The 14,588-nt window shown below is 73.1% G+C and carries 10 protein-coding genes; 5 read left to right on the forward strand and 5 right to left on the reverse strand.

All coding sequences use genetic code 11. From position 1 onward, the window contains the following. Positions 1 to 12: 12 nt before the first annotated feature. Positions 13 to 1,425 (forward strand): RtcB family protein, encoded by a 1,413-nt coding sequence (locus AB0H93_RS19515; protein ID WP_358574248.1) that lies wholly within the window; start codon positions 13 to 15, stop codon positions 1,423 to 1,425. Continuing rightward, the gene (locus tag AB0H93_RS19520) at positions 1,422 to 1,832 is read left to right on the forward strand and encodes an archease (protein ID WP_358574250.1); all 411 of its coding nucleotides are present in this window, start codon (positions 1,422 to 1,424) and stop codon (positions 1,830 to 1,832) included. Before AB0H93_RS19515 ends, AB0H93_RS19520 begins: the two co-directional genes overlap by 4 nt. Positions 1,833 to 1,834: 2 nt before the next feature. On the opposite strand, the gene AB0H93_RS19525 is transcribed toward AB0H93_RS19520, so the two are convergent. Continuing rightward, a complete protein-coding gene (locus AB0H93_RS19525; RefSeq protein WP_358574251.1) occupies positions 1,835 to 2,629 on the reverse strand; it encodes an MBL fold metallo-hydrolase in 795 nt (264 codons plus the stop codon). Between the two features lie 42 nt (positions 2,630 to 2,671). Further along, entirely contained in the window at positions 2,672 to 3,109 is a 438-nt protein-coding gene (locus tag AB0H93_RS19530; protein WP_358574252.1) for a MaoC/PaaZ C-terminal domain-containing protein, read from the reverse strand. A 110-nt stretch (positions 3,110 to 3,219) separates the two neighbouring features. On the opposite strand from AB0H93_RS19530, the gene AB0H93_RS19535 reads away from it, so the two are divergent. Then, positions 3,220 to 4,380 carry an FAD-dependent monooxygenase gene (locus AB0H93_RS19535; protein WP_358574253.1) on the forward strand — a complete coding sequence of 387 codons (1,161 nt, stop codon included), beginning with the start codon at positions 3,220 to 3,222 and terminating at the stop codon, positions 4,378 to 4,380. Here the strand turns inward: AB0H93_RS19535 and AB0H93_RS19540 are convergent. Then, entirely contained in the window at positions 4,322 to 7,432 is a 3,111-nt protein-coding gene (locus AB0H93_RS19540) for a BTAD domain-containing putative transcriptional regulator (protein WP_358574255.1), read from the reverse strand. The two genes, AB0H93_RS19535 and AB0H93_RS19540, sit on opposite strands and share 59 nt — an antisense overlap. A 66-nt stretch (positions 7,433 to 7,498) precedes the next feature. Here AB0H93_RS19540 and AB0H93_RS19545 point away from each other — a divergent pair, with 66 nt between their 5' ends. Next, entirely contained in the window at positions 7,499 to 8,962 is a 1,464-nt protein-coding gene (locus AB0H93_RS19545) for a phosphatase PAP2 family protein (RefSeq protein WP_358574257.1), read from the forward strand. Between the two features lie 105 nt (positions 8,963 to 9,067). Further along, entirely contained in the window at positions 9,068 to 9,607 is a 540-nt protein-coding gene (locus AB0H93_RS19550) for a universal stress protein (protein ID WP_358574259.1), read from the forward strand. A gap of 168 nt (positions 9,608 to 9,775) precedes the next feature. On the opposite strand, the gene AB0H93_RS19555 is transcribed toward AB0H93_RS19550, so the two are convergent. Both AB0H93_RS19555 and AB0H93_RS19560 read right to left on the reverse strand, forming a co-directional pair. Continuing rightward, positions 9,776 to 11,731 (reverse strand): YhgE/Pip domain-containing protein, encoded by a 1,956-nt coding sequence (locus AB0H93_RS19555; protein ID WP_358574261.1) that lies wholly within the window; start codon positions 11,729 to 11,731, stop codon positions 9,776 to 9,778. Between the two features lie 18 nt (positions 11,732 to 11,749). Then, positions 11,750 to 14,452: an MMPL family transporter gene (locus AB0H93_RS19560; RefSeq protein WP_358574262.1), complete on the reverse strand. Its 2,703-nt coding sequence runs from the start codon at positions 14,450 to 14,452 to the stop codon at positions 11,750 to 11,752. Positions 14,453 to 14,588: the final 136 nt, after the last annotated feature.

Here is a 14,588-nt window from a genome sequence, read left to right on the forward strand (position 1 = left end):
CGGGAGGTCCGGGTGGAACTCGTCGAGGAGACGCCGTACCGGTTCCGGATCGAACGGCACGGCGAGATGCGCGTGCCGGGGGTCGTCTTCGCCTCGCGGCGGCTGTTGCCGCCGAAGGGCGACGGCGCGCTCGACCAGGTCGTGAACGTCGCTACGCTGCCCGGCATCGTCGGCGCGTCCTACGCCATGCCGGACATGCACTGGGGCTACGGGTTCCCGATCGGCGGCGTCGCCGCCACCGATGTCCGCGCCGGCGGCGTCGTCTCGCCCGGCGGCGTCGGCTTCGACATCTCCTGCGGGGTGCGGCTGCTGGCCGCCGAACTCGACCGGTCGGACTTCCGCCGGGTGGCGGAGCGGATCATGAACGGGCTCAGCCGGGCGACGCCTCGCGGGGCGGGTCGCGGCGCGGTGTGGGAACTGCCCCGCGAGGCTCTCGAACGAGTGCTGGAAGAGGGTTGCCACTACGCCGTCGCGCGCGGGCGCGGCACGCCGCGCGACCTGGAGCGCTGCGAGGACGGCGGCGTGATGGCCGACGCGGAGCCGGGGCGGGTGAGCGCGCGGGCGCGGGACCGCGGCCTGGGGCAGCTCGGCAGCCTGGGTTCCGGCAACCACTTCCTGGAGGTCCAGGCCGTCGCCGAGATCTACGACGAGGGCGTCGCCGGGGTGTTCGGGCTCCGCCTCGACCAGCTGTGCGTGATGATCCACTGCGGTTCGCGCGGGCTGGGCCACCAGATCTGCACCGACCACCTGCGGAGCATGGACGAGAGCATGGCCGACCACGGCCTGGTCGTGCCCGATCGGCAGCTGGCCTGCACGCCGGTCGAATCGCCGGCCGGCCGCGCCTACCTCGGCGCGATGGCGGCCGCGGCGAACTACGCCCGCGCGAACCGGCACGTGCTCGGCGTGGCCGCCGGCGAGGTGCTGGAGAAGGTGACCGGCTGCGGTCTCGACCTCGTCTACGACATCTCGCACAACCTCGCCAAGATCGAGGAGCACGAGGTGGGGGGCCGACGGCGAACGCTGTGCGTCCACCGCAAGGGAGCCACGCGGGCGCTGCCGCCCGGGCACCCGGAACTGCCGCCGGGCCTGCGGGAGGCGGGGCAGCCGGTGCTGATCCCCGGCTCGATGGGCACCGCGTCGTACGTGCTCGCGGGCGTGCCGACCGGCGACGCGTTCTTCTCGACGTGCCACGGCGCGGGGCGCACGCAGAGCCGCCACCAGGCGGTCCGCACCATCGATGCCCACCAGCTGCGCCGCGAGCTGGAGCACGACGGCATCGTCGTGCGCGGCAGCTCCGCTCGCGGGCTGGCCGAGGAGGCGCCGACCGCTTACAAGGACGTCGACGCGGTCGTCGCCGTCGCCGAGGGAGCCGGGTTGTGCCGCCGGATCGCCAGGCTCGTGCCGCTGGGCGTGGTGAAGGGGTGACCGGCGGCTTCCGCTTCCTGCCGCACACCGCCGACATCCGGTTCGAGGCGTGGGGCTCGACGCGGGACGACTGCCTGGCCGCCGCAGCCCGCGCCTTGGTGGCCTCCTTCGCCGAATTCCCCGCGGGCGCGCCGGAAAGCACCAGGACCGCCGAGCTCGCCGGCACCGACGAGCAGCTCCTGCTCGCGGTGCTCGACGAGATCATCTACCTGCTGGACGCCGAGGGCGTGGTGCCGCTGGACATCGGCGTCGCGCCGCGGCCCGCCGGAATCGCGCTGGAACTGGGCGTTGTCGCCGTGGCTCGGGCGGAGATCGTCGGCGCGACACCCAAAGCCGTTGCGCTGCACGGCCTGCACATCGGCCACGGCGACCAGGGCTGGCGTTGCGCCGCGACGGTCGACGTCTGAGCTCAGTCCTCGGAGACGAAGCGGAGGTAGCGGGCGGCGGAGCGCTGGACGATCTCGTGCGCACCAGTGGGGATCACCGTGTCCCACCACGCGCCGTAGAGCGCGTCGAAGCGGTAGGGCTCGAGCATCTTCGCGGCGCGGCGGACGACGTTCGGGCGTTCCGGGATCAGGTTGGGGTAGCTGTACATGAAGGCCACGTGCTCGCGGTCCGGGATGACTTGCACGATGTCGCCGGTGAACAGCTTCCCGTCGCCGTGGTCCCAGTGCAGCACCGTGCCGCCGGCGAAGTGCACGCCGAGGTTGATCAGGGTGAGCCCGGGGGCGAGCTCGCTGGTGGTGCCCTCCCACAGCCGGATCGCCGGGTCCGGGCGGCCGATCCACTGCTGGTCGTTGGCGTGCAGGTGCACCGGCACGTCGAAGGTGCGGGCCCACTCGACCATCGTGGTGTAGTAGTGCGGGTGGCTGATCGCGATGCCGATCAGGCCGCCGAGGTCGTTGATGGTGCCGATGATCTCGTCATCCAGATAGGACACGCAGTCCCAGAGCACGTTGCCCGCTTCGGTGCGCAGCAACAGCGCCCGCTGGCCGATGGCGAACGTCGGCTCGCAGCCGATCCCGAGCACCTCGCCCTGCTCGCGGATCAGCGCGGTGCGGCCGTCCGAGCGCACGCCCGCGAGGTCCGTCCACTGCTGACCGCCCGCCGGCACGTACTGGCGTTCGTCCTCGCAGATCGGGCAGTCCGGCCGGGGCCGGGCGTACTGCGTGCCGCAGGTGGCGCAGATCGGCATCGCGGTCATGTTCTTGCGGTCCCTTCGTCCTCTGACGTGCGAACAGTCAGGTTACCGCGCGGTATCCGCCGCGCGGGCCGGAAAATCCGGCGGCACCGCCACCACCGCGTCGCCCCGCAGGGTCACCGTCCCGTCGGCCAGCACGACCGCCAAGTCCAGGTGCGCGCGACGCTCGCCGTCGACGTCCTCGAACCCGGTGACCTTGCCCGTGCAGATCGGCCGACCGTGCACCGGGGTGATCGCGACGAAGCGCACCGAGAACGACCGCAGCGCCGACTGCGGCACCCAGCCGGTCAGCAGCCTCCCCAGGTAGGCCATGGACAGCATGCCGTGGGCGAAGACGTCGTCGAAGCCCGCGCTGCGCGCGTTGTCCAGGTCGATGTGGATCGGGTTGTGGTCGCCGGAGGCCCCCGCGAACAGCGCGAGCGTGGCGCGGCTGATGGGCGGCAGGCTCAGGGGCGGCAGCTCGACGGTCGTTTCCTCGGCCATGCCGCCCATCATCCGCCACCGCGCACCGGGCCGTCAGCCTCCGGTCAGCGTGCGGTCAGCGCCGCCGCCGAAGCTCTGCTCCGTCAACCACGACCGAGCAGGGAGCGACGATGCACAACGAGAACATCCTCATCTCCGGGGCGGGTATCGCCGGGCCGGCGCTGGCGCACTGGCTGCGTCGCTACGGTTTCCGGCCGACCATCGTCGAACGCGCCCCGGCGCTGCGCGAAGGCGGGCAGGCCGTCGATTTCCGCGGCACCGCGCACCTGACGGTCCTGCGGCGCATGGGCATCCTCGACGAGGTGCGCCGCAGGCAGACCGAACGCACCAAGATGGTGGTGATCGACGCCGCCGGGCGGCCGCGGGCGACGCTGCCCGCGGAGTTCGCCGGCGGCGAGGTCGAGATCCTGCGCGGCGACCTCGCCGCCATGCTCTACGACCTGACCCGCGACGACACCGAATACGTCTTCGGCGACTGGATCACCTCGCTGACCGAGACCGCCGACGGAGTGCGGGTGACGTTCAACGACGCGCCGCCGCGCACCTTCGACCTCGTCGTGGGCGCCGACGGCCTGCACTCCGGCGTGCGGGCGCTGGCCTTCGGCCCCGAAACCGGGTTCCGGCGGTTCCTGGACCACTACGTCGCCGGGTTCAGCGTGCCCGACGAGCTGCGAACGCCGGGCGAGGTGCGGATGTACAGCGAGCCGGGACGGATGGTCAGCCCGGGCCTGGTGGTGTTCGCCTCCCCCGAGCTGGACTACGACCGCCACGACATCGCGCAGCAGAAGAAGCTGGTCGCCGACGCCTGCCACGGGATGGGCTGGCGGGCGCCGGAGATCCTCGAGGCGATGTGGGCAGCGCCCGACTTCTTCTTCGACCCGATCGCCCAGATCCACCTCGACCGCTTCAGCGCGGGCCGCATCGCGCTGCTCGGCGACGCCGGCTACGGCGCCACCCTCGGTGGGCTGGGCGCGGGCCAGGCGCTGGTCACCGCCTACGTGCTCGCCGGAGAACTGGCCGCGGCGGGCGGCGATCACCGGGCCGCTTACGCCCGCTACGAGCACCAGATCAAGGACTTCGCGCGCGGCTGCCAGAAGATCGCGGGCAATGCCGGGCCGTTCATGGCGCCGGCCACGCCGGCGAAGATCCGGCAGCGCAACCTCATGTACCGGGTGTTGTCGCTGCCGGGCATGGCGAAGCCGTTCAACAAGATCACCACGAAGGCGGCGAATGCGATCCGCCTCGCGGACTACTCGCGGTTTCTCCGGTGAGCAGCTCGATCGCCTGCTCGTAGCCGAGCGCCGCGCCCCGGTCGAACGCCGCGTCGAACTCCTCATCCGGGGCGTGGTCCGAGGCGCGGCCCCGGAGGGCCGTCGCGATCCCGAGCAGCAGCGCGGCGCGCTCGCCGTCGCCGTCGAGCGCCGCGAGCCCGGCGAGCCCCTCCACCGCAGTTGCCAGGACCGGCATCGTCCGGTTGGCCAGCGCCGCCGCCACGGCGGTGCGGTGGTGCTCCGCCGCCCGCGCCAGGTCGCCGTCGACCTCCGCGAGCCTGCCCAGCGCGGTGTGCACGGTCGCGCGGACGGCGGCGTTGGTCCAATCCCGCGCGCAGGCCTCCAACGCCTGGTCGCACCATTCGCGGGCCGTGGCGAACTCGCCGCGCAGCCGGGCGATCTCGCCGAGGCCGAGCCGCGCCGCCGCCAGCACCGACGGGAGGCCGGTGGCGCGGGCCAGCGCCGTCGCCCGCTCGTAGTCGGCCTCCGCCGCCGCGAGGTCACCGGTGCCCAGCAGGCGGTCGGCCCGCCGGCAGCGGAGATCGGCCGAGTCCTCGCGAGCGCCGAGCTGGTCGACGAGGTCCAGCGCCTCATCGGTCAGCGCCAGCGCCTCCGCCGACGCTCCGCGCGCGTCCGCCAGCATCGCCAGCCCGTCGAGCGCCTGCGCCATCCCCCACCGCTCGCCCAGCTCGCGGAACGTCGCGAGCGCCCCAGCGACCTCGCGTTCGGCCGCGGCCAGGTCGCCGTGCACCAGCCAGCGGGAGAAGCCGTCGCCGAACCCGATGATCGCCCGCACCCACGGGTCGGTCGCCGCGCGGATCTGCTCCTCCCCCGGATGGCTCGGCGCGCCCCGTCCCGGTGGCCCGGCGAACACCGCCCAGGCCGACAGCACGAACGGCTGCCGCACCGGCGCGGCCAGGCCGTTCATGATCTCCTCCGCACGCCGGACGTGCCGCTCCAACTGCGGTGCGGCGCCGGTGGACACCGCGTGCAGCACGCAGAGGACGTATTCCTCGGCCAGCTGCGGCGGATCGGTGCCGACCACCTCCAGCAGTTCCACGGCCAGCGGGGCGATGTCGCTGCGCACCCCGTGCAGGTACCAGTAGCCGGACAGCGCGCCGATCAGCCGCAGGGCCAGCTCGGGGTCGTTGCGGACGGCCCACTGCAGCGCCGCGGTCGTGTTGGCGTGCTCGTCGCGCAGCGCCTCCAGCCATTCGAGCTGCTCGCCGCGCCGCAGGTGCGGGTCGGCGGCGCGGGCCAGCTCCAGGAAGTATTCCGCGTGGGCACGGGAGATCTGCGCACGCTCCCCGGCCTCGTCGAGCCGCTCGGCGCCGAACGCGCGGATCGTGTCCAGCATCCGGTAGCGCCCGCGCCCGCTGATCAGCGACTTGTCGACAAGTCCGGCCAACAGGTCGTCGGCGGCGTCCGGCGGGAGCCCGCAGACCTCGGCCGCGGACCGCGCGGTCGCGCCGCCGGCGAACACCGTCAGGCGGCGGGCCAGGCGTTGCTCGTCCGCGTCGAGGAGGTCCCAGCTCCACTGCACGACCGCCCGCAGGCTCCGGTGCCTCGGGGCGGCGGCGCGATTCCCGCGTGACAGCAAGGAGAATCCGGTGTCGGACAGGCGTGCCTCGATGTCGTCGAGGCGCAACGAGCGCAGCCGGGCGGCGGCGAGCTCGATCGCCAGCGGCAACCCGTCCAGCGCGGCGCAGATGCGGATCACCTGGCCGGCGGTGTCCTCGGTGAGCCGGAACTCGGCGTCGACCGCCCTCGCGCGGTCGGTGAACAGGCGCACCGCCGGGAACGCCAACGCCTCGCCCGGCTCGACTGCCGGTTCCGGAACCGGCAGCGGGCCCAGCGGGCACAGCGCTTCGCCGGTGATGCCCAGCGCCTCCCGGCTGGTCGCCAGGACCCGCAGGCCGGGGCAGCCGGTCAGCAACCGGTGCACCAGGTCGACGACATCGGCGACGAGGTGTTCGCAGTTGTCCAGGAACAGCAGCACATCGCGGCCGGCGAGCGCTTCGAGCAGCCGCTGCAACGGCGCCACCGGCAGGGTCTCGCGCAGGCCGAGGGAGGTCAGGACCGCCCGCGGCAGCTGGCTTCCGTCGCGCAGCTGGCTCAGGTCGGCGAACGCGACCTCGCAGGTATGCCGGGCGGCGGCCTCCAGGGCGATCCGGGTCTTGCCCGCACCGCCCGGCCCGAGCACGGTCACCAGCCTGGCCGACGCGAGCAGCCGGCCGATCCGGTCGAGTTCCGCGCCGCGCCCGACGAAACCGGTCAGCGGCACCGGAACCCGCGCGGCCGGGGGTTCGTCGGCGCGCAACAGTGCGAGGTGCAGCTCGGCCAGTTCCGCCGAAGGGTCGGCGCCGAGCTCGTCGGCGAGGACCTGCCGGACGGCGGCGAACTCCGCCAGCGCCTCGGCGTTGCGGCCCTCCGCGTGCAGTGCGCGCATCAGCAGCCCGCGCAGCCGCTCGCGCAACGGATGCGCGTCCGCCTCGACTCGCAACTCCGCCACGTCGGTGGTGCCGAGCTCCAGCCGCGCCTCGGCCCGGTCCTCGATCGCGGTCAGCCGTGCTTCGTCCAGCCGCGCGATCTGCTGCGCGGCGAATGGTTCCTCGGCGACGTCCGCCAGTGCCGGGCCGCGCCAGAGCGTGAGGGCGTCGTCCAGCAGCGCCACCCGCTCGCCGGGCGCGGCGGCCCGCCGCGCGGCGTCGGTGAGGCGGGCGAAGCGGTGCGCGTCGACCTCGTCCGGGTCGACCACCAGCCGGTATCCCGCCGGGTGGAACTCGACCGCCGCCATCGAACCGGACTCGCGGAGCTTGCGGCGCAGCCGCGACACCTGCGCCTGCAGCGCGTTGCCCGCGTCGCTCGGCGGCCGCTGCCCGTAGAGGCCGTCGACCAGCCGTTCCGACGGGACGATCCGGCCCGCGTCAAGCAGCAGCAACGTCAGGAGGGCGCGCGTTCGCGGCGCGTCCACACCCCGGGCCACCCCGTCCGGGCCGCGCATCTCGACCGAGCCCAGGATGCCGAACAGCACCCGAGGATTCTCGCTCACCCGGAATGCCAGCGTTCGCGCGGGCGGTCGTGGACAATCCGGGGCAGCACACGCGAAGGCAGGGGAATGAAGAACGCTGATCGGAAGTTCGTCGAGTGGTCCGCCAGGTTTCCCCGGACAGCCGCGGATCCCGCGCTGAAGGCGCTCACCATGTCCGCCGACCACAGCAGGCTGTGGTTCGCGGTCGCGGCGGTGCTGGCGGCGAAGAAGGGCCCCACCCGCCGGGCGGCGCTTCGCGGCCTCGCGGCCATCGCCGCGTCGAGCGCCGTCACGAACGTCGTCGCCAAGCCGCTGCTGCCACGCCGCCGCCCGGCGACGGATCTCCTGCCGAGGCACCGGCGCCTCGCGGCACCACCGGAATCCTCGTCGTTCCCGTCGGGACACACAGCCTCCGCCGCGGCGTTCACCACCGCCGTCTGCATGGAATCCCCCGCTGCCGGCGCGATCCTCGCCCCCGTCGCCGCGGCGGTCGCCTACTCCCGCGTCCACACCGGGGTGCACTGGCCGACCGACGTCGCCGTCGGAGCGGCCATCGGCGTCGGGGTCGGCCTGGCCACCCGGCGGTGGTGGCCGGTGCGCCCGTCCACCCCGGCGCTGGCGCGGCCGAGCGAGCACGTCGCCGAGATGACCTCGGGAGACGGCTTGGCGCTGCTGGTCAACTCCGCGTCCGGCGACACCGACCACGACCCGTCCGCCGAGCTGGCCGCGCTGTGGCCGGCCGCCAAGCGCCTGCACCCGGATCCGGAAGGCAATCTGGTCACGGAGCTCCACCGCGAACTCGACGCGGCCGGCGCCGGAGTGCGCGCGCTGGCCGTCGCGGGCGGCGACGGCACGGTCGCTGCCGCGGCATCCGTGGCCGCCATCCGCGAGCTCCCGCTCGCCGTCGTCCCCGCCGGCACGCTGAACCACTTCGCCCGCGATCTCGGCGTGGAGGATCCGCAGGACGCCGCGCGGGCGGTGGCGTCCGGGTCCGCGGTCCAGGTCGGCCTCGGCGCGGTGCGCCTCGACGGCCGGCCGGTCCGGTGGTTCATCAACACCGCCAGCCTCGGCGGCTATCCCGACATGGTCCGGCTGCGCGAGAAGTGGGAACACCGCTGGGGAAAGTGGCCCGCGGCCGCCGCCGCGCTCGTCCGGGTCCTGGCCGAGGCCGAGCCGATCACGGTCCGCATCGACGGCCGGACCCGCAAGATCTGGCTGCTGTTCGTCGGCAACAGCGGCTACCAGCCGAAGGGTTTCGCGCCGGCGTGGCGCCCGTGCCTGCACGACGGCGTGCTGGACGTCCGCTACATCCGGGCCGACGTGTCGCTGTCCCGCATCCGGTTCGCCTTCGCGGCGCTGTCCGGAGCGCTGTTCAACAGCCACACCTACGTCCAGGAGGAGCGGACCGCGCTGCACCTCGAAGTGCTCAGCGAGCCGCTGGCCCTCGCCTGCGATGGCGAGGTCATGGCCACCGGGCGCAGCTTCGACTTCTCCGTCCACGACGCGGCCCTGCACGTCTACCGCCCCGCGAAAGCGCCTGCCGCTGACTGACCCAGTGCTCGGCCCCGGTCACGAGCGCATGACAGCGCTTTGCGCGCGGTTTGACAGCGGGCGGAGAAACCCTCGACGAGAAACCGATCGAGGGAGGTCATGCGGATGATGTGGCAGTTCGCACGCCGGCGCCCGCTGACCGTGCGCGCCGTCCGGGCGCGGCACATCCTGGGGGCGGGCACAGCTGGGGAGGCCGTCATGAACAGCGAACACCAGTACGCAGTCGTCGTCGGGGTGGACGGATCGCCGTCCTCGGATGCCGCGTTGCGCTGGGCCGTCTGGCACGCGGGCCTGGTCGGTGGGAGCGTCACCGCGGTCATGGTCTGGGACATGCCGATGATCTACAACTGGGAACCGCCCGGTGATCAGAACTTCGCGCGCCAGACCGCGACGGAATTGCACCGCGTGATCAACGAAGCCCTCGGCGACGCGGCTGCCGAGGTGCGCATGGAAGTGGCGCAAGGGCATCCCGCGGGTGCCCTCTTGGACTCGGCCAAGGACGCCGCCGCCGATCTGATCGTCGTCGGCAATCGCGGGCACGGCGGATTCACCGGGGCGCTGCTGGGCTCGGTGACCCAGCACGTCGTGCACCACGCGCGCTGCCCCGTGGTCGTGGTCCGGCAGCCCGAGGAGCGGAAGTCCTGACGCGCGCTACTGGACCGCGGTGCGCCAGGCCCAGCGGCTTACGAAGACGGCATCCGAAAGTCGAACCGTTGCAGACACCGACGGTGCGACCGGCGGCGTTCGGGGCAATTCGGGCTGATCGGCGGGAAAAGGGCCGGCCGGGCCGTTCACGACCGGCCGGCCCTGGGATCACGCCGTCCCGAAGTCGCCGCGCAGCGCGTGGGCCGGGCGCAGCCGGGTGGCACGGGCCGTGCGCCCGCGCTCGATGGCCAGGAAGGTGACCACGAGACCGCACAGCGCCCAGGCCACCAGCGCCGCGATCAGCCCGCCGCTCGGGGCGGCCCCTTCCACGACCGCGCGCAACGCGTCCTGCGCGGTCGCCGTCGGCAACACCCCCGAGACCGCGCGCAGTGCTTCCGGTACGGCGGCGACGAATCCACTTGCCAGCATCAGCACGGCCACCAGCATCGCGCCGAACCGCCCGGCTCCGCCGAACGCCGCGAGCGCGTGGTTGATCGCGGCGAACGCCACCGCGATCAGCACCAGCAGCGCGGCGGCGCCGAACCACTGCCCGACCGACAGGTCCTGCGCGATCCCGAACACCGCGGTCACCAGCAGCCCCTGCACCGCCGCGATCCCGGCGGGGAGGGCGAACTGCCGCGCCGTGAGCCGCAACGACGACCGGGTCGAGCCCAGCACCCGCTCGGGCAAGGGCCGCAGCACCAGGAACGTCGCGATCGCGCCGATCCACAGCGCCAGCACCGCGTACAGCGACGGCCCCGAGGAGCCGAAGCCGAGGGTCGTGCCGTTCGCGGTCGTGACCGGGTTCGCGACCGCCTGCGCGAGCTTGTCCCGGTCGCCGTCCGGGTAGCTGGGCAACTGGTCCACGGCCTGGCCCAGGCCCGAGGACAGCTGCCCGGAGCCGTCGCCGAGCTGCCGGGCGCCGTCACCGAGCTGCCGCACCCCGCCGGCGAGCTGCTCGGCACCGGTGGCGAGCTGGTCGGCGCCGCCGCGGGTCTGCGAAAGCCCGTCCGCGAGCTTCGTCGCGCCGTCGTCGAGCTGGGCCGCGCCGCCCGCCAGCTGGTCGATTCCCCGGGACAGCGCGGGAAGTCCGCCACCGGACGCCGGCGTGCGCCCGGCGAGCGCGTCGAGGCCGCCGGCCACGCCCTGGCTCGCCTGCTGCAGCTGCCCGGCGCCGTCGCTGAGCGCCCGCGCCGCCGCGGCCTGCCCCGCGAGCTTCTGGCAACTCGGCAGCACGGCGACCCCGCATTCCTTCGCCGACTCCTCCAGGCTCTGCGCGAGGCCGTCCAGGCCGGTGTTGAGCTGCTGCACGCCCTGCGCCTCCTTCGCCGAGACGTCGGCCAGGGTCGCGGCCTGCTGCGGAAGGTTCTTGGTCTGGTCGCGCATCGCGGCGAGCCCGTCGGACAGGCCGCCGGTGCCCTGGGTCAGTTGCGCCGCACCGTCGTCGAGCTTGCCGAGGCCGTCGGCGAGCGCCTTCGAACCGCTCGCCAGCTGGTCGGCGCCGCCGGCGAGCTGGTCGGTCCCGCCGGCGAGCTGCTTGGCGCCGTCGGCCAGCGACGTCGCGCCGTCCGCGGCCTCGCCGAGCTTGTCGCCCAGCGTGTTGAACCCGACGTAGACGTTGTCCAGGTAGGTCGTGGTCAGCTGCTGCCCGAGCAGGTTCGCCGCGGTGGTGGTCACCGCGCGGCTGATCGTCTCGTCCACGAGGCGGCCGCGGTCGCCGGTGGTGACGTCGATCGTCGCCCGCGTGGCGTTCGCCGGGTCACCGGAGAAGGAGGTGGCGGCCGCGGAGAAGTTCTTCGGGATGGTCACCACGGCCGCGTAGGTGCCGTCCCGCAGGCCGTCGGCCGCGGTCTGCTCGGTGGCGAACTCCCAGGTGTAGTTGCTCTCGATCTCGTCGCCGACGAGCTTCGCCGACAACTGCCGCCCCAGCGGGGTGAGCTGCCCGTTGATCTCCACCGGCTCGTCGTTGTTGACGATGGCGGCCTTGACGCCGCTCAGCCGGTCCTCGGGCTTGCCCAGCGACCACGTCAGCAGCCCCGCGACGGCCAGCGGCACCAGCAGCAGGCCGACCACGGCCAGCACTGGGAGCCGGAAGCGGGACCGGCCGTTTTTCCACGAACGCACTGCGATTACCTCTGCTTTCTAGCGGATCGCGCCGGAGAGGGTGCGGGTTTGCCCGGCCGGGCGGAGGTCGGAGGCGGTGACCCACGGCGACTCCGGCAGGACGTCGCCCACCTCGGCCAGGCCGGTGGTGCCCGCGACCACGGTGATGCCGGTTCCGGCGAGCAGGCCCCGGATCGTTCGCCGCTCGCCGGGGTCGGAAACCCGGTCGGTGCGGTCGAGCACGAGCACGGCCGGTTCTTCGCGGAGCGCCAACCGAACCGCCTCCGCGCCGCCTTCGCCCGCGTCGACGTAGGCGACCTGCGAGCGCACCGTCGCGGCCCGCGCGGGCAGGACGTGGCCGAGCACCTTCAACTTGCCCGCGTCCGGCTTCAGCCGTCCGGACAGGGTCAGCAGCAACGCCGTCACCGCCGGCTCCGCACCGCCGCGGACGACGTGCACTCCTCGACGGGGCAGGAAGAAACCGACGCCCGCGTAGATCGAGCGCCCCGAGGACGGGTCGGCCAGCCGCAGGCCGTCGCAGGCGATCGCGTCGTCGGCGCCGGGCCGCGGCCAGTCCGCCAGCGCCAGCTCCTCGCGGAGGTTCTCGCCTTCCACGTCGAAGGACGGCAGCACCCGGTTCAGCCGCCGCGGCATCCACCACGCCTTGTCGCCCATCAGTGCGAGCACGGCGGGGACCAGCGTCATGCGCACGATGAAGGCGTCGACGAACACGCCGACCGCGAGCCCGAGCGCGATGGGCTTGATGTTCGCGTCGCCCTCCGGGACGAACGCGATGAACACCGCGAACATGATCACCGCCGCGGCCGTCACGACCCGCGCCGAGGAGACGAACCCGGAGTTGATCGAGCCGCGCGCGTCACCGGTGTGCACGAACTCCTCGCGCATGCGGGCGACCAGGAACACCTCGTAGTCCATGGCCAGTCCGAACAGGACACCCATCAGCACGATCGGCATGAAGCTGATGACCGGCCCGGTGTTCTCGACGTTGAACGCGCCGGCCAGCCAGCCGTCCTGGAACACCAGCTTCACCACGCCCAGGGAGGCGCCGATGCTCAGCAGGTAGCCCAGCGTCGCCTTGATCGGCACCGCGATGGACCGGAACACCATCGTCAGCAGCACCAGCGAGAGCCCGACGACGACCACGCCGAACGGCAGCAGCGCCGAGCCCAGCTTGGCCGACACGTCGATGCCCACCGCGGTGAAGCCGGTGACGGCGATGTCGATGCCGTAGGTGTCCTTGAAGTGCCCGCGCAGCGACCGGATGTCGTCCACCAGCTGCTTGGTCTCCGGCGAGTCCGGCTCGCCTTCCGGGACCACCTGCACGATCCCGGTGTCGGCGGTGGGGTTCGGGGTGGCCAGCGGCACGTCGGCCACGCCGGGCAGCCGCTCGATCTCCGCCTTGAGGTCGGCCATCAGCCCGAGCGGGTCGGTGCTGGTGACGATGTTGGCGGTCACGATCAGCGGGCCGTTGAAGCCCTTCGGGAAGTGCTCGTCGATCAGGTCGTAGGTCACGCGGGCGGGCTCGTCCTTCGGCAGCGCGCCGGCGTCGGGCAGCGCGAGCCGCAGCCCGGCGGCGGGCACCGTGGCGAGGCCGAGCACCGCGATCACGGCGAGCACTGTGACGATCGGGAAGCGGGTCACCACGCGCACCCAGCCGCCGAAGAACCGCTCCCCGAAGGCGGGCTTGGTGCGCCGCTTGCGCGGGCGCGGGCGCATCCGGTCGCCGGCGAAGCCCAGCAGCGCGGGCATCAGGGTGACCGAGACGAGCACCGCGACGCCGACGCCGACGGCCGCCGCGACGCCCATCGTGGTCAGGAACGGGATGCCCGCGACGCCGAGCCCGACCAGCGCGATCATCACCGTCAGCCCGGCGAAGATCACCGCCGAGCCCGCGGTCGCGTTGGCGCGCGCGGCGGCCTCCTGCGCCGACGCGCCCCCGGCGAGTTCCTGCTGGTGGCGCGACACGATGAACAAGGCGTAGTCGATGCCGACCGCGAGGCCCAGCATCAGCGAGAGCAGCGGCGTGGTCGCGGTGATCGGCCCGAACGCGGTCGCGATGAAGATCAGCGTCATGGAGATGCCGACGCCCACCAGCGCGTTGATCAGCGGCATCCCGGCCGCGAGGAACGAACCCAGGGTGATCATCAGGACCACGATCGCGATCACCAGGCCGAGCGCCTCGGTGACGGTCACGCCGGGGAGCTTCTGCGAGAACAGCTGGCCGCCGTAGGAGGCCTGCGATCCCGCAGGCAGGCGCTCCTGCAACTCGTGGGTGATCTGGACGATGCGGTCCTTGGCTGGCTCGCCGATCGCGAAGATCTCGCCGTCGAGCTGGACCATGATCAGCCCGGCCTGGCCGTTCTCGCTGATCGCCCCGCCGAACTCCGTCTGGTAGGGCGAGACGACCTGGGACCGCTGCGGCACGTCGTTCAGCTCGTCGACCGCCCGCTCCACCTCGCGCTGCACGGCCGGATCCCGCATGCCGCCCGGTGCCACCACCACGATCTGCGCGGAGGCGCCGCTGGTCTGCGGGAAGGTCACCGACAGCCGGTCGAGCGCCTCCTGCGACTCGGTGCCGGGAATGCTGATGGAGTTGTCCAGGCCCTTGTTCAACAGGCCCGCCGCACCACCTGCGACGGCTAGGACCAGCAGCCACAGCGCCAGCACTGCCTTGCGGGCCGCGAACGCTCTGCGGCCGACGGAGTAGAGGAAGGAGGACACGCAGACTCCTGTCGCCGGTCTGGCCGGACGATGTCGATGTCACCGGACGAGAACCGATACCGCGCCGTATCGGATACGTCACGGTATCCGATACCAGTCCGTATCGACTACGATGGGGTAGGTTCCGGGCGCGTGC

This window comes from Saccharopolyspora sp. NPDC050642 (genome assembly GCF_040654735.1).
In the GTDB taxonomy this organism is placed as follows: domain Bacteria; phylum Actinomycetota; class Actinomycetes; order Mycobacteriales; family Pseudonocardiaceae; genus Saccharopolyspora; species Saccharopolyspora elongata.